Annotated in this window: 15 protein-coding genes; 6 read left to right on the top strand and 9 right to left on the bottom strand. The window is 70.5% G+C overall.

What is annotated here, in order from left to right; genetic code table 11:
* Nucleotides 1-9 precede the first annotated feature (9 nt).
* From ACFY2Z_RS36935 to ACFY2Z_RS36905, 7 genes are all read right to left on the bottom strand, one after another.
* Complete coding sequence (locus ACFY2Z_RS36935; protein ID WP_390748369.1) at nucleotides 10-2,307, bottom strand: TOMM precursor leader peptide-binding protein; 2,298 nt, start codon at nucleotides 2,305-2,307, stop codon at nucleotides 10-12.
* The gene (locus tag ACFY2Z_RS36930) at nucleotides 2,304-2,627 is read right to left on the bottom strand and encodes a hypothetical protein (protein WP_390748368.1); all 324 of its coding nucleotides are present in this window, start codon (nucleotides 2,625-2,627) and stop codon (nucleotides 2,304-2,306) included. The genes ACFY2Z_RS36935 and ACFY2Z_RS36930 overlap by 4 nt, the downstream gene beginning before the upstream one ends.
* Nucleotides 2,628-2,736: 109 nt before the next feature.
* On the bottom strand, nucleotides 2,737-3,768 hold the full coding sequence (gene rfbB / locus ACFY2Z_RS36925; protein WP_390748367.1) for a dTDP-glucose 4,6-dehydratase: 1,032 nt from the start codon (nucleotides 3,766-3,768) through the stop codon (nucleotides 2,737-2,739).
* A gap of 34 nt (nucleotides 3,769-3,802) precedes the next feature.
* On the bottom strand, nucleotides 3,803-4,699 hold the full coding sequence (gene rfbA / locus ACFY2Z_RS36920; protein ID WP_390748366.1) for a glucose-1-phosphate thymidylyltransferase RfbA: 897 nt from the start codon (nucleotides 4,697-4,699) through the stop codon (nucleotides 3,803-3,805).
* Nucleotide 4,700: 1 nt separating this feature from the next.
* On the bottom strand, nucleotides 4,701-5,306 hold the full coding sequence (locus ACFY2Z_RS36915) for a dTDP-4-dehydrorhamnose 3,5-epimerase family protein (RefSeq protein ID WP_390748365.1): 606 nt from the start codon (nucleotides 5,304-5,306) through the stop codon (nucleotides 4,701-4,703).
* A complete protein-coding gene (locus tag ACFY2Z_RS36910) occupies nucleotides 5,306-6,406 on the bottom strand; it encodes a DegT/DnrJ/EryC1/StrS family aminotransferase (protein ID WP_390748364.1) in 1,101 nt (366 codons plus the stop codon). Before ACFY2Z_RS36910 ends, ACFY2Z_RS36915 begins: the two co-directional genes overlap by 1 nt.
* A 48-nt stretch (nucleotides 6,407-6,454) precedes the next feature.
* Nucleotides 6,455-7,447, bottom strand: a complete 993-nt coding sequence (locus ACFY2Z_RS36905; RefSeq protein WP_390748363.1) for an NAD-dependent epimerase/dehydratase family protein — start codon at nucleotides 7,445-7,447, stop codon at nucleotides 6,455-6,457.
* A gap of 406 nt (nucleotides 7,448-7,853) precedes the next feature.
* Between ACFY2Z_RS36905 and ACFY2Z_RS36900 the strand changes: the two genes are divergently transcribed.
* From ACFY2Z_RS36900 to ACFY2Z_RS36890, 3 genes are all read left to right on the top strand, one after another.
* Entirely contained in the window at nucleotides 7,854-9,323 is a 1,470-nt protein-coding gene (locus ACFY2Z_RS36900; protein WP_390748394.1) for a DHA2 family efflux MFS transporter permease subunit, read from the top strand.
* Between the two features lie 131 nt (nucleotides 9,324-9,454).
* On the top strand, nucleotides 9,455-10,636 hold the full coding sequence (locus tag ACFY2Z_RS36895; protein WP_390748362.1) for a glycosyltransferase: 1,182 nt from the start codon (nucleotides 9,455-9,457) through the stop codon (nucleotides 10,634-10,636).
* A 161-nt stretch (nucleotides 10,637-10,797) separates the two neighbouring features.
* Nucleotides 10,798-11,217, top strand: a complete 420-nt coding sequence (locus ACFY2Z_RS36890) for an ester cyclase (protein ID WP_390748361.1) — start codon at nucleotides 10,798-10,800, stop codon at nucleotides 11,215-11,217.
* A gap of 72 nt (nucleotides 11,218-11,289) precedes the next feature.
* Here the strand turns inward: ACFY2Z_RS36890 and ACFY2Z_RS36885 are convergent, their stop codons facing one another.
* On the bottom strand, nucleotides 11,290-12,696 hold the full coding sequence (locus ACFY2Z_RS36885) for an NDP-hexose 2,3-dehydratase family protein (protein ID WP_390748360.1): 1,407 nt from the start codon (nucleotides 12,694-12,696) through the stop codon (nucleotides 11,290-11,292).
* Nucleotides 12,697-12,823: 127 nt separating this feature from the next.
* A complete protein-coding gene (locus tag ACFY2Z_RS36880) occupies nucleotides 12,824-14,038 on the bottom strand; it encodes an RNA-guided endonuclease InsQ/TnpB family protein (protein ID WP_390748359.1) in 1,215 nt (404 codons plus the stop codon).
* 51 nt (nucleotides 14,039-14,089) lie between these two features.
* On the opposite strand from ACFY2Z_RS36880, the gene tnpA reads away from it, so the two are divergent.
* The 3 genes from tnpA to ACFY2Z_RS36865 all read left to right on the top strand — a co-directional run bounded on the left by tnpA (nucleotide 14,090) and on the right by ACFY2Z_RS36865 (nucleotide 16,301).
* Nucleotides 14,090-14,518, top strand: a complete 429-nt coding sequence (gene tnpA / locus ACFY2Z_RS36875) for an IS200/IS605 family transposase (RefSeq protein ID WP_390748358.1) — start codon at nucleotides 14,090-14,092, stop codon at nucleotides 14,516-14,518.
* 169 nt (nucleotides 14,519-14,687) lie between these two features.
* Nucleotides 14,688-15,311, top strand: a complete 624-nt coding sequence (locus ACFY2Z_RS36870; RefSeq protein ID WP_390748357.1) for a dTDP-4-dehydrorhamnose 3,5-epimerase family protein — start codon at nucleotides 14,688-14,690, stop codon at nucleotides 15,309-15,311.
* 177 nt (nucleotides 15,312-15,488) lie between these two features.
* On the top strand, nucleotides 15,489-16,301 hold the full coding sequence (locus tag ACFY2Z_RS36865) for a BTAD domain-containing putative transcriptional regulator (protein WP_390748356.1): 813 nt from the start codon (nucleotides 15,489-15,491) through the stop codon (nucleotides 16,299-16,301).
* Nucleotides 16,302-16,312 lie beyond the last annotated feature (11 nt).

Raw genomic sequence — 16,312 nt, 5'->3', positions numbered from 1 at the left:
AATATTCAGTCACACGAAGAGCGGGATCGGGTTCAGCTGCTCGTACGGTGTAGGGCTGGAGAGACGTCCGAGCGTGACCGGTACGTCGAAGAGCCTGCCCGGCGCGTACCGGGCCCAGAAGTGCCTGAGCCCCGGCACCATCACCTTGACCACCGGCATTCCGATGTCCGGCCGGGTCTGGCCCAGGACGAGCAGCTCCAGGCCCTTGGCGCGGACGAGTTCGGTGACGGCTCGGACGTCGTCGAGCAGATCGGTGCGCACCACGTAGGTCCAGTGGCCCGGAGTACGCGGGCGGGTGACCGGATCGGGCGCCAGATACGGCTGGTTGGCGAGCGTCGCCTCGCGCCACCAGCGGACCGGGAGGGGGCTGGTGATGCCGTAACCCTCGCCGGGGCGGCCCGCGCCCACGGCCGGCAGCAGCTGTCCCATCTCGGTGAGCGCCCTGCGCAGCGCGATGGCGGGATCGAAGTGGGCGCCGAAGCCGAAGACGATGTCCTCGGTGGGCCCGTCGGTACGCCGGGAGAGGCCCACCATCGCGGGGATGCCGAGATCCGAGGTGAGGTCCAGCGCCCACAGCTCCCGGCCCAGCTTGCGGTATCCGTCGCGCAGCCGCCCGATGTACGGCTCGTCGAACGCGTCCAGGTCGACCGCCGGCTGCCGGGTGCGGTTGTACCACCACAGGGCCACGGCGTCCCGCTCCACCAGCTCCAGGAATCCCTGCAGCAGGGCGTCCTCCGGACTGCTGCCCGCCGCGTTGCCGTTGGAGTCGGCGTAGGGCCCGTGCGGAGCCGGGGTGCCGGACGGGAAGTAGAGCATCGACGTGGGCAGGAGCCGCCTGCGCCGCTCGGTCAGGGACCACACCGGGGTCCACTCCACCGGCCGGTTCTCGTCGAAGGGCTCGGGCACGTGGTGGAAGGGCGATCCCGAGCGGTTCCAGCGGTCCCGCTCGCGAAACTGCCGGTCCGCGTACAGCTGGCAGGAGTTGGGGTGGACGGCCTCGTCGCCGAGCGCGCGCAGGGTGTCCACCACGACCGGTTCGTCGCCGTGCCGTGTGCCGCTGTAGCGCTCCACCGCCTCGCACAGCGCACTCGTGCGGGCCTCGGTGTCGGTCAGGCCCTTGCCGCCGCTGAGCGAGCGCAGCCCGGCCAGGCCGTTCTCCCGCATCGCGAGATTGCGCCCCGACACGTAGGTGGTGGCGAACTCCGGTGCGCCGGGGGAGGGTTCGAGCACCGCAACGATGCCGGTGACCGGGCTCACCAGGTGCCCGTAGCGCTTCAGCAGCTGCTCGGGACTCAGTGCCCGGTGGCCGCTGCCGCCCTGTCCTGCCTTGGGCCGCGACACGGGGACGAACGGTGCGGACACGCGCCGCGCCGTCAGCCCGGGGTCCCCGCAGGAGGGGCACTGGGGGACACGGGACACGGCGTGGACCCGGGTCTGCAGGTGGAGGGTGTCGATCGTACGGACGGAGCCCTGGTCGGCGTAGCGCAGCCCGGCCAGCCACTTGGCGGCCTCAAGGACCACGCTCTGTGCGGCCAGGGCGCGTCCCGCCGGCAGCGAGGCGGCCGGCCGGCCGAGCGGGCGGTCGAGCCCCAGCGCCTGCTGGAGCGGTGCCTCGTACCCGCGGTGCTGTGCGAGCCGGGCGGCCAGACACGACCAGCAGGGTCCCCCGTCCGGCTGGAAGAACGGGCCGATCCACGGTTCGTAGCCGCACAGCCGGGCGAGCAGCCACGGCTTGCCCGCCGCCCGGTGCTCGACGTCGATGCGCTTCAGCTCCGGGCAGAGGTAGTCGTCGCACAGGACCAGCGTGAGGTCCGCGTCCGCCTCGGTCACCGTGATGCCGGAGCCGGCGCCCGCGGCGAGCACCGGCCCTGCGTCCACACCGGCGAGCGGCAGGACGCGCAGCCGGGAGCCGGCGAGCCCCGCCACCGCCTGGGCGCCGTCCAGGCCGGCAAGGTCCCAGTACGCCTCGGCGACCGGGTCGGTGTCCGTCGCGGCCGGGGCGAGGCGCTCGAAGCGGAGCAGCCCGGCCTCGCTGAGCAGGTGCAGCCCGGCCTGTGTCTCCTCGGCGGTCAGTGCGGGCGCGGCGGCGTGCAGGATCTCTGCCAGTGACCGGGTGCCGTCGAGCAGCGGGACGAGCACCTCGGCCAGGGCGCCGCGCAGGGCGGTGACGCCCCGGCGAGAGACCAGGTAGGTCGCCTCGCCGGGGACGTTCGCGGGACGTAGGTGGTGCCTGAACCCCACGAGAGTTGAGCCGTCCTGTAGGGCGGCCGGTCCGGATGTCCAAAGGTGTGGCGATCCGGAAGTCATATCCAGGCCCCCGCGACCGCGTCCCCCTCGACGGCCACGCAAGCCGCGGTCCATGCACCGGAGGCGTCGGCGGACGCGGCCTGGGCGCAGAACGTGAACAGGGGGGTGTCGGTCGGAGCGGCCTGGGCGCAGAACGTGAACAGGGGGGTGCCGCCGTCGGGTGCGGCGTCCATGGCGTAGGTGTAGGTGAACTGCACGGTGGAGCCAGCGCAGTGGTCGAGGGTCTCGACCACCAGGAGCGGGCGGGCGGTAGCCGTTCCGGTGACGCGCGTCGAGCGTGGGGAGACGAGATCGACGGAAGTGATGGTGGCGTGGCTCATCGGAGAAGGTCCTGACTGACGTGGTCGGCTGGTGCTCCAATGGCCGGAATTCTTCGCGGGGGCGGCGCCTGACGGACAGTGTCCGGATCATCGGCGACGGGTGAAGTTCTCACTCAAGTGGAGGCTCCACCTCCATCAGCCGCTCCCTGAGCGGTTCCCACCAGTTGCGGTTCTCCCGGTACCAGCGCACGGTTTCGGCCAGGCCCTCCTCGAAGCTCCTGCGGGGTGCGTAGCCCAGCTCCTCGCGGATCTTCGTGCAATCGACGGAGTAGCGGCGGTCGTGTCCCTTGCGGTCCTCGACGTGTTCGACGCTGCCCTCCCAGGTGGCGCCGCACGCCGCGAGCAGCGCGCCGGTCAGCTCCTTGTTGGAGAGTTCGGTGCCGCCCCCGATGTTGTAGGTCTCGCCCGCGCGGCCCCGAGTGCGGACCAGTTCGATGCCCTGCACGTGGTCGTCGATGTGCAGCCAGTCGCGGACGTTGCCGCCGTCCCCGTACAGCGGGACCTTCCTGCCGTCGAGGAGGTTGGTCACGAACAGCGGGATGACCTTCTCGGGGAACTGGTGGTGGCCGTAATTGTTGGAACAGCGGGTCACCCGGACGTCGAGACCGTGGGTGCGGTGGTACGACAGCGCGATCAGGTCGCTGGAGGCCTTCGCCGAGGAGTACGGCGAGTTGGGCTGCACCGGGTGGCTCTCGGGCCAGGAGCCCTCGTCGATCGAGCCGTACACCTCGTCGGTGGAGATGTGCACGAAGACCTCCACGCCGGCCCGGTGCGCCGCGTCGACGAGCGTGTGCGTGCCGACCACGTTCGTGCGCACGAACTCGGCGCCGCCGTCGATCGACCGGTCGACGTGCGACTCGGCGGCGAAGTGCACCACCTGGTCGTGCTCGGCCATCAGCTTCCCGACCAGCTCGGGGGAGCAGATGTCCCCCTCCACGAAGGAGAACCGCGGATGCGCCCGTACCTCGTCGAGGTTGGCGGGATTGCCCGCGTACGTCAGCTTGTCCAGGACGGTGACCGAGACGTCGCCGGGGCCCTCGGGGCCGAGCAGCGTACGGACGTAGTGGGAGCCGATGAAGCCGGCGCCCCCGGTCACCAGGATGCGGGTCGTGGCCGGCGCGGCCGCTCGGGTCGGGTGCATGGGGCGGACTCCTCGGTCGGCAGGGGGACTTTGGTCAGGCGGCGCGCACGGCCGGCTGCGGGATGCGGCGGGACGCCACCTCGGTGACATAGGCGCCGTAGTCCGTACCCCGCATCTCCTCGCCGAGGCGCAGGCACTGCTCGGGGGTGATGAAGCCGCGGTTGAGCGCCAGTTCCTCGACGCAGGCGATGAACTCGCCCTGCCGCTGCTCGATCAGCTGGACGTACTGCGCCGCCTGCAGCAGCGAGTCGTGGGTGCCCATGTCCAGCCAGGCGAAGCCGCGGCCGAGCGGGGCGAGCTGGGCCCGGCCCTGCGCCAGGTAGGCCAGGTTGACGTCGGTGATCTCCAGCTCGCCCCGGGCCGAGGGGGAGAGGTTCTTGGCGATCCCGACCACGTCGTTGTCGTAGAGGTACAGCCCGGTCACCGCGAGGTTGGAGCGTGGGTGGCGCGGCTTCTCCTCCAGCGACAGCAGCCGGCCCTCCTCGTCGATCTCCCCGATCCCGTAGCGCTGCGGGTCGCGCACCCGGTAGCCGAACAGCGCCGCGCCGTCGAGCCGGCGCACCGCGTCGTCGAGGAGCTCCGAGAAACGTGGCCCGTGGAAGATGTTGTCGCCGAGCACCAGCGCGACCTGCTCGCCGTCGATGAAGTCGGCGCCGATGAGCAGCGCTTCGGCGATGCCGCGCGGCTGGTCCTGCTCGGCGTAGGAGATGTTCAGGCCGAGCCGGGAGCCGTCCCCGAGGAGGGTGCGGAAGCTGTCCGAGTGGTCCTTGGACGAGATCAGCAGGATGTCCCGGATGCCCGCCAGCATCAGCACGGAGAGCGGGTAGTAGATCATGGGCTTGTCGTAGACCGGCAGGATCTGTTTGGACAGCGCACCGGTCAGCGGGCGCAGGCGGGTGCCGCTGCCGCCTGCGAGGATGATGCCCTTCATCTCAGATGTCCTTCCACTGCCGTTCGAGCCGGGTGCTCACGTCGTACTGCGGCAGCAGGCCCTGCTCCGCGGCCTCGGCCAGCGTGGGCGCCACGGTGTCCCGCTCGGAGTAGACCGGCGTGATGTCCTCGGGGATCGGCAGGCCGAGCGCCGGGTCGGTGACCGAGATCGCCAGTTCGTGCTCGGGCACATAGCTGGCGGTGACCATGTACGACATCACCGTGTCGTCCTCCAGCGCGATGAACGCGTGGCCCAGACCGACCGGGAAATACGTGGCCCGGAAGTCGTTCTGGTCCATCAGCACCACGTCCCACTTCCCGAAGGTGGGCGAGCCGACCCTGATGTCCACCACGATGTCCAGGGCCGAACCCTTCGGGCAGTAGACGTACTTGGCGCATCCGGGCGGGGTCAGCGTGTAGTGCACGCCGCGCACCACACCGCGCTTGGACCGGCTGTGGTTGGTCTGGGCGACCGGGAAGCGCGTGTTCCCGGTGGCCTCGGCCCAGGCCGGTCCCTGGAACGGGGAGAGGAACAGCCCGCGCTCGTCGGGGAAGACGGTGGGGGTGAACTCCAGTGCTCCGGCGACGGCCAGTTCGCGGACCTTCATCACAGCACCTCCTTCAGGGCGGTGATGACCTTGTCCTGCAGGCCGGCCGGCAGCGACGGGTACATCGGCAGCGAGAAGATCTCGCCCGCCAGCTTCTCCGTCACCGGCAACGAGCCCTTCGCGTACCCGAGATGGGCGAAGCCGGTCATGGTGTGCACCGGCCACGGGTAGCTGATGTTGAGGCTGATGTCGTAGGCCTTGAGAGCCTCGATGATCCGGTCGCGCTCGGGGTGGCGGACCACGTAGACGTAATAGACGTGCGTGTTGCCCTCGTTGACCTTCGGCAGAACCAACTCGGTGTCGCCCAGAGCCTCCTGGTAGCGGCGGGCGACCTCCTGGCGGCCGGCCACGTAGGCGTCGAGCCGGGTCAGCTTGCGGCGCAGGATCTCGGCCTGCACCTCGTCCAGGCGGCTGTTGTGGGCCGGCGTCTGGACCGTGTAGTAGACCTTCTCCATGCCGTAGTAGCGCAGCTTGCGCAGCTCGGCTTCCACGTCCCCGCGCGAGGTGACCACGGCTCCGCCGTCGCCGTACGCGCCGAGAACCTTCGTCGGGTAGAAGGAGAACGCGGCGGCGTCGCCGGTGGTACCCGCGAGCCTGCCCCCCCGGGTGGCGCCGTGAGCCTGCGCGCAGTCCTCCAGGAGCGCCAGGCCGTACCGGTCGGCCAGGGCCCTCAGCGGCTCGAGGTCCACACACTGGCCGTAGAGATGGACCGGCAGCAGGGCCTTGGTGCGCTCCGTGATCGCCGCCTCGACCTGGCCGACGTCCATCAGGAAGTCATCCTCGTTGACGTCGACGAAGACGGGCGTGGCACCGGTGCCGTCGATCGCGACGACCGTGGGCGCCGCGGTGTTGGACACCGTGATCACCTCGTCGCCCGGACCGACCCCGAGGGCCTGGAGGGCCAGCTTGAGCGCGTTGGTCCCGTTGTCGACACCGACGCAGTGGGCGGCACCGTGGTACGCGGCGAACTCCTCCTCGAATCCCTTGACGCTGTCGCCGAGCACCAGCGTGCCGGAGGAGAAGACCTTGTTGACGGCGTCGAGGATGTCCTCGCGCTCGCTGTGGTACTCGGGCAGGTAGTCCCATACGTAGGTGGTCATGCGCGTTCCTTCTCCTGTCGTCGTTCTGGTCCTGCGGGCGCGGGGAGTTCAGCGGTGGTCGTGCGGTACGGCGTGACTCAGGGCGGCCACCGTGCGTTCCAGGCCCTCGTCGAGAGAGACCAGCGGACGCCATCCGGTCACCGAGCGGAACGGGCTGGAGTCGACGGTCACGCTCAGGAAGTCGGTCTCCGGGGCGTGCGCGGGCGGCTTCACCGAGACGACCGGGACGGCGGGGGCACCGGTACGGGCCGCCGCGTGCCGGGCCACCGTGCGGAAGACGTCGCCGAGCGCGTCGCCGCGTCCGGCGCCCAGGAGCCAGGCGCGGCCGGCCAGCTCGGCGGGATGGTCCAGGGCGGCGGCGAACGCCGCGGCGACGTCGGTGATGTGGAGCAGGTCCCGGCGGACGGTGCCGTCGTGCCACAGGGTGATCTCCTGGCCGGACAGCGCCCGGCGGGCCATCGCGGCGACCACCCCGCGGTCCGCGGTGCCCGGCACGGTGCCCTCGCCGTACACCGTGGGCAGCCTGAGGCTGACTCCGCGGATCAGGCCGGCCTCGCTCGCCGCGAGCAGCAGCCCTTCCGCGGTCAGCTTCTGCTCGTCGTACACCGTGGCCGGCCGGTCCGGTTCGCTGCCGTCGAGCGGTTCCCGCGGCGGGGCGCCGACCTGCCCGGTGGTTCCCGCGTAGACCACCAGCGGTGGCCGGTCGGGGTTCGCGGCCACGTCCAGCAGGTCGCGCAGCACCCCGACGTTGACCCGCTCTCCGCCCGGTTCGGCCGAGGCCCGCCAACCGCCCTCGCACAGCAGCACGTGGATCACGGCGTCCGCGTCCTTGACGGTGGCGGCCAGGGCGTCCCGGTCGGTGAGGTCGGCGGTGACCACCTCGACCTCCGCGCGGGCGCCGTCCGGCACGGCGGCGGGGCGCCGGGCCACTGCGCGCAGGCGCAGCTCGCGGCCGGCCAGCGCGGTGAGCACGGCCGAGCCCACGAAGCCGGTGGCGCCGAGCACAGCCACCAGGGGCCGGTCGGTCGGTTCCGTTGTCATGCGGGTGCCTCCCAGGGCGGGCGGGTGGATGCGGTGCGGCCGGGACACGAGGGCGCCTGTGGCGGGGCGGGCCCCAGGGCCTGCCCGAGTTCCGCTGGCCCGATGCTGCTGCCGTCCGATCGGGTGCGGGCGGAGAAGCACTGGAGGCAGCCATGGCCCGGACGACGCGGACCGCGGCTCGACCGGTGCTTGAGACCGACTTCCTAGCCTCGGCGCGATGTCTTGCGCCGTCCGTATCAAACCGGCGCCTCGTCACCGACCGCGCGACGCAAACCGTTGCCCCTCCATGGTGAAGTCGGAAGGAAATCCCTGAATGAGTACTGACAAAGCCGCCGTCGGCGACGGTGCGGCCGGGGTGGGGAAGTCGCCGGGCACCACCACGCTGATCACGGGCCTGACCGCCTTCATGGCAGGGCTCGACAACCTGGTGGTCGTCACCGCGCTGCCCACCATCAGGGAGAAGCTCGGTGGCAGCCTGCAGGACCTGGAATGGACGGTGAACGCCTACACGCTGTCGTTCGCCGTGCTGATGATGTTCGGTGCCGCCCTCGGCGACCGGTTCGGCCGCCGCCGGGTGTTCACCGCCGGTCTGCTGCTGTTCACGGCGGCGTCGGCCGCGGCCGCCCTGGCACCGGGCATCGGCGAACTGATCGCCGCGCGCGCGGTCCAGGGCGCCGGTGCGGCCATCATCATGCCGCTCTCGCTCACCATCCTCACCAGCGCCGTGCCCGCCGCGAAACGGGGTGCCGCCCTCGGCATCTACGGTGCGCTCAACGGGCTGGCCATCGCGGGCGGCCCGCTGGTGGGCGGCGTCGTGGTGGAGCACATGTCCTGGCAGTGGATCTTCTGGATCAACGTGCCGGTGGGCCTGCTGCTCGCCCCGGCCGCCTGGCGCGCTCTGGCCGAGAGCCGCGGACCGAACAACCGCCTGGACGTGCCGGGCACGCTCCTGGTCAGCCTCGGCATCCTCGCTCTCATCTACGGCCTGATCCGGGCGGGCGGCCACGGCGGCTGGGGCGCCCCGCAGGTCGTGGGCCCCCTGGTGGCCGGCGTTGGGGTGCTCGCCGTGTTCGTCCTGTGGGAGCGGCGCAGCAGCGCGCCGATGCTGCCCATGGGCATGTTCCGCAACCGGGCCTTCAGCGCCGTCAACGCCGGCGGTCTGCTGATGTCCGTCGGCATGTACGGCGTGGTCTTCCTCATCACGCAGTTCATGCAGACCATCCAGCACATGTCGCCGGCGGAGGCGGGCGTGCGGATGCTGGCGTGGACGGCGATGCCGCTCCTGGTGGCGCCCGTCGCGGGCACCCTGTCGGACCGGATCGGCGGACGGCCCGTGGTGGTCTTCGGACTCGCGCTGATGGCCGCCGGGTTCGCCTACTGGGCGATGGTGATGAGCCCGCACGTGTCCTACGCTGAGCAACTGCCCGGCTTTCTTCTGGGCGGCGTGGGCGTCGCCTGCTTCTTCGCCCCGCTCCTCAACCTGACGATGAGCTCCGTCGCCGTCTCCGAGCAGGGCATCGCCTCCGGCTCGACTTCGGCCACCCAGGAACTGGGCGCGGCGCTCGGCGTGGCCTCCCTGGCCAGCGTCTTCAGCCACAACGGTGGTTACGCCTCGGCCCAGAACTTCGTCGACGGCTTCGTGCCCGCCCTGTGGGTCGGTGCGGCGGCCATGGCACTGGGTGCGGTCGTGATGCTCTTCGCCACCCGGCCCGCCGGCACGGCGGAGCAGCACAGTGCCGAACCGGACAGTGCCGAACCGGACAGTGCCGAACCGGACAGTGCCGAACCGGACAGTGCCGAACCGGACAGTGCCGAACCGGACAGTGCCGAACCGGCCCGGGACGCGGTCGAACCGGCCCCAGCGGCCACCCGCTGACACCTCATAGGCCGATCCGCGGCCCCACGCGACGGCGTCGCGTGGGGCGCGGCAATTCCGTCACCACGTCACCCACCATCCGTCATCACGTCATCCGTCATCACGCCACCGGCAGAAAGGCCGTGCCAGACATGAGGGTTCTCTTCGCAAGCCTCGGAAACTACGGACACATATTCCCCCTGGTCCCGCTCGCCCAGGCAGCACAGGAGGCCGGGCACGAGGTCTGGTTCGCCACCAGTGAGCCGTTCCACCCGATCCTCGAGAAGGCGGGCCTGCGGCCGGTCACCGCGGGGCTCACCGTCCCCGAGGCGTTCATCGACGCGGCCGGCGGCCAGGCCTTCCTGGACGCCAACGGCGGTGCCGTACAGGCCAGTGACATTCCGCCCGAGGTACTGGCGGGCCTGGGCGTGAAGGCGTTCGGCTCGGTGCTGCCGCGCAGCGTGGCCGCGGACCTCGCCCCTGTCTTCGACTCCGTCCGGCCCGACCTGGTCGTGTACGAGATCACCAACGCCGGCGCGGCCTTCGCGGCCGTGGCGGCGGGCGTGCCCGCCGTGAGCCACGGCATCGGCCGGGTCTCCTACGACGCCACCCTGGACCCGCTGATCCAGCAGGAGCTGTACGCCACGGCGAGCGACCTGGGGGTGGCCGACAAGATCGGCCAGAGCCGTACTCTGGGCAACCCGTACATCGACATCTGCCCTCCCGCCGTGCAGAACCAGGACTTTCTGGCCTCGGGTGTCCAGCGGATCCCGCAGCGGTCCGTCCCCTTCGCCGAACCGGGCGAACTGCCCGCGCGTGTCACCCAGGGCGAGGGCCCACTGGTCTATCTCAGCCTCGGCACCGTGCTCGGCTCCGCGGAGCTGCTGCGCACCGCGATCGACGGCCTGCTGCCGCTGGATGTGCGGGTCCTCGTCGCGACCCCTGTTGTGGATCCGGCCGCGCTGGGCGAGCTGCCGGACCGGGTCGTCGTGCTTCCCTGGGTGCCGCAGGCCCAGGCGCTGCGGCACGCCACCGCCGCCATCCACCATGGCGGCGCGGGCACCACGCTGGCCGTGCTGGCCGCGGGCCTGCCCGCCCTGATCCTGCCGCAGCCGGGGGACGACGGCCCCGACAACGCGGCCGCGGTGCGTGACACCGGGGCGGGCATCCTGCTGCCTGCCCCGGACGTGTCCGCCGAGGCGGTGGAGGCCCAGATGCGTACCCTGCTGAGCGACGGTGCCCACCGGGAGGCCGCCCGCGGTGTCGCCCGCGAGATGGCGGCCATGCCCGAGCCGGCCGAGACGGTCGCAAGGTTCCCCGAGTTCGTCCGCTGACCGGCCCGGTACGCACCGCGCCCCGAGCTCGCCTTGAGCGCGGGGCGCGGTGCGTACCGGGGCGTCAGGCCGTGGCGAGGAGCCTGCTCCAGGGCGGCTCGACCGCATGTGGCGATGCTCTGACCAACCGTTGGTTTCCGACCCAGCCGAAAGAGGCCACCATGTCGAAGAACCACCACGCTCTGATCCAGCACTTCGTGGACATGATCAACAACCATGACGTCAGCACCATGCCGGAGCACACGGCGCCCGGCCACATCGACCACAACCCGGTGGTGGCCGACGGCATCGAGGCCAACCAGGCCTTCTGGACTCAGGTGTTCACCGCCTTCCCCGACATGAAGGCCGTGGCGCACGACATCGTCGCGGAAGGGGACAAGGTGGCCGGCCGCTTCGAGTACACCGCGACCCACCAGGGCACGTTCCTCGGCATACCGGCGACCGGGCGCACGGTGAGCTTCCAGTCCATCGACATCTGGAGGGTGGAGGACGGGCTGCTCGCCGAGCACTGGGATCAGCTGGACATGGGCGACATCTTCCGGCAGCTGGGGGTCGACCCGGCGGCCGTCGCCCAGTCCTAGGCGAAGGACGCGGGATGACGTGGCCGACGTGGTCGGGCGAACCGGCGGATGCCCGCGCGCCCGACCGTGCGGCTACCGTGCGAGCTCTCCCCGTACCGCCCCGGTCGCGCGCAGGGCGGCGATCAGGGTGCGCGCCTCGATGTTCACGTAGTTGCTGTGCAGCAGCAGGCCGCCGAGTTGTTCCTCGGTCACCCAGATGAACTCCTCCGGCACATCGAGCGGGAACTCGTCGCCGACCTCCACCAGCACGTAGCGGTTGTCGGCATGGTGGAAGCGGCCGCCCTCCTCGGACTGCACCGAGTCGAACAGGATCCGTTCCCGCGGCGCGCCGAGGACCAGGTCCAGATAGCGCGGCCGCGCCTCGGCCGGCAGCGACTGCGCATGGCCCGGCTGGCACTGCACCGTCGGCGCGAGCTCCGCCACGTTCAGCACCCCAGCCTCAGACCTGGCGTGCGCCAGCAGATGGGGCACGCCGGCGACACGGCGCACCAGGAACGCGGCCAGCCCCTGCTCGGCAGGTGCGAGCAGCGGCTGGGACCAGTGGGTCACCTCACGGTTGGTGGCTCGTATCTCCGCGGCGAGCAGCGTGAAGTGATCTCCGGACTCGTGGGCGATCTCGTCGTCGGTACGCCGCCAGTGGGAGACGTCCGCCAACGGTATGGACCGCTGCACCAGTTCGCGTCGTGACTTCACCTCGGTGAGCCGGCCCAGGACCTCCTGCAGCGAGTGCAGCGGGGACCCGCCGCCGACGAACGAGGGAATCTGCGACAGCACGGTGCGGGCGTCCATGTTCAGCACGTTGTCCTCGTGCAGCAGTCCGTACAGCTGCCCGAGGGTCAGCCACACGAAGTCCTCGTGCCCGGGTACCTCGCCGACCGCCTCCACGACCACGTTCCGGTTGCGCTTGCGCAGGAACCAGGCCCCCTGCTCCGACTGCAGCGAGTCGAACAGCACCCGGCTGCCCCGGCGCGGCGGCACGAAGTACTCGATGTAGCGGACCGCCGAACCTCCGTGCACCCCCGTGTAGTTGCTGCGGGTGGCCTGGACGGTAGGTGACAGCTGCACCGTGTCGAGATTGCCCGGCTCCATCTTGGCCTGCATCAGGCAGTGCAGGACGCCGTCGAACTCCTTGACCACGATGCCCAGGATGCCGATCTCGGGCTGGTTGATGATCGGCTGCGTCCAGCTGCTCTCCCGCCCGTTCCAGGACGTGCGCACGTCCAGCCCCTCGATCGAGAAGAACCGTCCGCTCTTGTGCACGAGGTTGCCGGTGTCGTCCTGGAAGTGCCATCCGGCGAGCTCGGAGAAGGGGATGCGCCGTACGTCGTACCGCTTGGCGCGGCGCTGGGCGGTGAACCAGCGGCGGAACTCGGCGTTGGGCGTGATGGCGCTGTCGTGTGCCTGTGCGGACAGGGTGAAGCGCAGGGCGAGGTCCGCGGTCGTCTCGGAGGGCACCCCTGAGGTCGCGGCAATCGTCATGGACAGGCTCCTTCGCGTGGGCTCGTGCGTGGGGTCGGGACCACGACCCTCCTGCACCCCGATCGCCTGCGGCTGGAGAGAGCCTTGAGACGTGACTCCTCCCCCGGCTGAAGCCGGGGGCTTCTCGTTATGCCGGGTTGGCGTCGCGACGGACCAGCCCGGCCCGTAGAATGTTGAGAGCGCCCACCGTGTCAGCGTGTGCGTTGTGGCCGCACGAGACGCAGTGGAACTTTTCCTGTGTGGGCCGGTTCTCCTTCGCGGTGTGCCCGCATGCGGGGCAGGTGCGGGAGGTGTTGCGGGGGTCCACGGCGATCACTTCCCGTCCGGCGCTTTCAGCCTTGGCGTGCAGGATCGTCAGGAACACCCCCCATCCGGCATCGCTGATCGACTTGTTGAGCCCGGCTTTGGCTACGGCCCCGTTGGGCAGGAAGGTGCCCGGCTGGCCAGGGGCGGGTGTCGGTGCAGGGGCCTTGCTCATGTTGCGGATCTTGAGGTCTTCGTGCGCGATGAAGTCGTGTGCGCGGACCAGGCCGAGCGCGGTCTTGTGTGCGTGATCGAGCCGCTGGCGACGCACCTTTGCGTGAAGCTGGGCAACCTTCTCCACCGCGCGCTGGTGGTTGGCGGTCCGGTCCTTCGCCTTGCGGCGCGGGAACCGGGACAGGGCCTGCTGCGCCGCCGCGAGCTTCTCAGCCGCACGGCGGCCGTGGCGCGGGTTGGGCACGAACTCGCCGCCTGAGTCGGCGAGGAAGTTCGCGATGCCCAGGTCGATGCCGGCCACGGAGCCGGTCGCGGGCAGCGGTTCGGGCTGGTCCTGCTCGGCACTGAGCAGGACGAACCACTTACGGCCCTCGCGTTTCACCGACACGGTTTTGATCCTGCCGACCACGGCGCGGTGCTGGTTGACCTTGACGTGGCCCACGCCCTGGAAGCGGACGCGGGTGACGGGGTCGTGCGGGGTGGAGTTCCACCGGCAGCCGTCCCCGTCCTTGGGGAAGTCCACCGTGTCGAACCAGTTCACCCCGCGAAAACGCGGGTAGCCCGGGGTGTCGCCGGACTTGACCCGGCGGAAGAACGCGGCGAACGCCTTGTCGAGACGGCGCAAGGTAGCCTGCTGCGAACTGAACGACCAGCGGCCCTGCCGCTCCGGGTCGAACGCCCGGATCTCCTTGAGCTGCGCGGACTGCACCCCGTACTTGACGGTGGTCTTCGACACGTGCCGGTAGGCGTCGCGGCGTTCCTGCAACGCCGCATTGTAGAGGGAGCAGTGGTCCCGCAGCATCTCGCCGAGCGCCTGACCCTGCCGGACGGTGGGCCGCATGAGGAACTTGTACGCACGGATCACCTCAGCCCACCCCCTCCGGTTGATTCCGTTCGATCCTACGACACTTGGCGCATGTCACCACGATGGGAACCAGACCCCGGTATCAGACGTGGAAACCACGTTGTCTGCAACCTCCACGCGCACTTGGTGTTTGTCACGAAGTACCGGCGTGAAGTCTTCAACGGCGAGATGCTGACACGCTGCGAGGAGATCATGCGCGACGTGTGCGAGAGCTTCGGCGCGGAACTGCGGGAGTTCAATGGCGAAGACGATCACGTCCACCTTCTCGTGCACTACCCGCCGAAGGTCGCCCTGTCCAAACTCGTCAACAGCCTCAAAGGCGTCAGCTCCCGGTACCTGCGCGCGGAGTACACCGGCCGGATCAACCGGACCGGGACCGGCCCGGTGTTCTGGTCCCCGTCCTACTTCGTGGGGTCCTGCGGCGGCGCACCGCTGAGCGTCGTCAAGGACTACATCGAGAACCAGAAGCGCCCAGCCTGACCGGCACCACGCAAACGCAGAGATCTCCGGCGCTTCGCGCCTCCCGGCCGAGGATCGCATTCCCGCCCGGCCTGAAGGCCGGGATTCCCAGCGAAGAACAAGGGATGGACGCGGACGGCGCCCGCAGCGCTCCAGCCGGTCTTGAGCAGCGCCGCCTACCGTCGCCGGCATGGACTTGCGCAGCCTGGAAATCAGCGAACTCGCCCTCCCGGACGTGTTCCTGGTCTCGCCCCGGGCCGTCGAGGACGACGTCGTGCTCCGCTACGAGGCGTTCCGCCAGGACTACGTCGAGGAAGCGATCGGACGACCCTTCGCGATCCGGTACAGCGATCTGTCGGTCGCGCGGCGCCGGGTGCTGTGCGGCATCCACGGCACCACAGGCCCGGACGGCCGCGCCAGGCTGTTCGGCTGTGTGCGGGGCGCCGCCGTCCATGTCGTGGTGGACCTGCGCGTCGGGTCCCCGGACTACGGCCGGTACGACACGGTCTGGCTGGATCACCGCAACGCGTCCGGGGTGTTCGTCCCGGAGGGTCTCGGCCACGCCTGGCTCGCCCTCGAGGACGACACGGTCGTCGCCTGTCACAGCTCCCGGCCGTACACCGAGGGCGCCGCCTACACGGTCAGCGCACTCGACCCGGCTCTCGCCCTGCCATGGGGGCTCACCCAGGCGCCGGTGATGACCGACGACGACCTGGCCGCGCCCACCGCGCAGGAGGCGCTCGCCAGAGGGCTCCTGCCGGCCTACGAGGACTGCCTCGCGCTGTACGGCCGTTCCGTACGCGCCACCGACTGAATCACCGAGGGTCCGGCTCCCCCCTGCCGGACCCCAGGCCCCGCATGGGCGGACGGACCATGAATCGGTCACACTCCGAGCAGGACGAAGACACCCGGTAGAGGAGGAGTGACGCACTGTCCGCCCAGCGGGCCGCATGGGAGGTTCGAGGTCCTACGACAGAGACAAGGGGGACCCATGCGAATCTTCGTTCTGGGGTCTTTGGACGCCAAGCTCAGGGGCGTTCCGATCCTGCCCACAGCGGCGAAGCCGCGGCAGATCCTGACACTGCTCGCCATCTACGCCAACCAGGTCCTGCCGGTGTCCGCACTGATGGAGGAGATCTGGGGCGACGCCCCGCCGCGCAGCGCGCTCACCACGCTGCAGACGTACATCCTCCAGCTCCGGCGCTGCATGGAGAAAGCGCTGCAGGGCGAACCCGGTGGCTCCAAGGAAGTGCTGCTGACCAGGCAGGGGGGATACCTCCTGCACGCGGAGCCCGGCAGCATCGACGTACACGAGTACGACCGGCTGTCCTCCCTCGGTCAGCGCGCCTACGACCGCGGCGACAACCACAAGGCCGCGGAGCTCTTCCGGGAGGCCCTCGGCCTCTGGCGGGGCCCCGCCCTGGTCGACGTGCGCACCGGGCCGTTGCTCGAAATCGAGGCGATGCGGTTGGAGGAGAGCCGCCTCGGGGTGATGGAGCGGCGCAACGACGTCGAACTACGGCTCGGCCGCCACGCCGAACTGCTCACCGAACTCACCGCGCTGACCGCCCGGCACCCCTTCCACGAGGGTCTGCACGCCCAGTCCATGGTGGCCTTCTACCGGGCGGGGCGCCCCTCCGCCGCTCTGCAGGTCTACCAGAACCTGCGCGGCCACCTTGTGGAGGAACTGGGCATCGAACCCTCACAGCGTCTGCAGCGTCTGCAACGGGCCGTGCTCGGCAGCGATCCGGCGCTGGACATCGACCCCGGGACCGGGCGGCTGCTCGACCGCTTCACCGGGTGACTCCGTAAGGA

Source organism: Streptomyces sp. NPDC001222, from assembly GCF_042896945.1.
Lineage (GTDB): Bacteria > Actinomycetota > Actinomycetes > Streptomycetales > Streptomycetaceae > Streptomyces > Streptomyces gibsoniae.
This window is presented reverse-complemented; position numbering and strand designations above follow the sequence as displayed.

Excerpts from the sequence above, each read along its gene's own strand:
- ACFY2Z_RS36935 (WP_390748369.1), bottom strand. The coding sequence starts at position 2,307 with ATGACTTCCGGATCGCCACACCTTTGGACATCCGGACCGGCCGCCCTA.
- ACFY2Z_RS36930 (WP_390748368.1), bottom strand. The coding sequence starts at position 2,627 with ATGAGCCACGCCACCATCACTTCCGTCGATCTCGTCTCCCCACGCTCG.
- rfbB (WP_390748367.1), bottom strand. The coding sequence starts at position 3,768 with ATGCACCCGACCCGAGCGGCCGCGCCGGCCACGACCCGCATCCTGGTG.
- rfbA (WP_390748366.1), bottom strand. The coding sequence starts at position 4,699 with ATGAAGGGCATCATCCTCGCAGGCGGCAGCGGCACCCGCCTGCGCCCG.
- ACFY2Z_RS36915 (WP_390748365.1), bottom strand. The coding sequence starts at position 5,306 with ATGAAGGTCCGCGAACTGGCCGTCGCCGGAGCACTGGAGTTCACCCCC.
- ACFY2Z_RS36910 (WP_390748364.1), bottom strand. The coding sequence starts at position 6,406 with ATGACCACCTACGTATGGGACTACCTGCCCGAGTACCACAGCGAGCGC.
- ACFY2Z_RS36905 (WP_390748363.1), bottom strand. The coding sequence starts at position 7,447 with ATGACAACGGAACCGACCGACCGGCCCCTGGTGGCTGTGCTCGGCGCC.
- ACFY2Z_RS36900 (WP_390748394.1), top strand. The coding sequence starts at position 7,854 with ATGGCAGGGCTCGACAACCTGGTGGTCGTCACCGCGCTGCCCACCATC.
- ACFY2Z_RS36895 (WP_390748362.1), top strand. The coding sequence starts at position 9,455 with ATGAGGGTTCTCTTCGCAAGCCTCGGAAACTACGGACACATATTCCCC.
- ACFY2Z_RS36890 (WP_390748361.1), top strand. The coding sequence starts at position 10,798 with ATGTCGAAGAACCACCACGCTCTGATCCAGCACTTCGTGGACATGATC.
- ACFY2Z_RS36885 (WP_390748360.1), bottom strand. The coding sequence starts at position 12,696 with ATGACGATTGCCGCGACCTCAGGGGTGCCCTCCGAGACGACCGCGGAC.
- tnpA (WP_390748358.1), top strand. The coding sequence starts at position 14,090 with ATGTCACCACGATGGGAACCAGACCCCGGTATCAGACGTGGAAACCAC.
- ACFY2Z_RS36870 (WP_390748357.1), top strand. The coding sequence starts at position 14,688 with ATGGACTTGCGCAGCCTGGAAATCAGCGAACTCGCCCTCCCGGACGTG.
- ACFY2Z_RS36865 (WP_390748356.1), top strand. The coding sequence starts at position 15,489 with ATGCGAATCTTCGTTCTGGGGTCTTTGGACGCCAAGCTCAGGGGCGTT.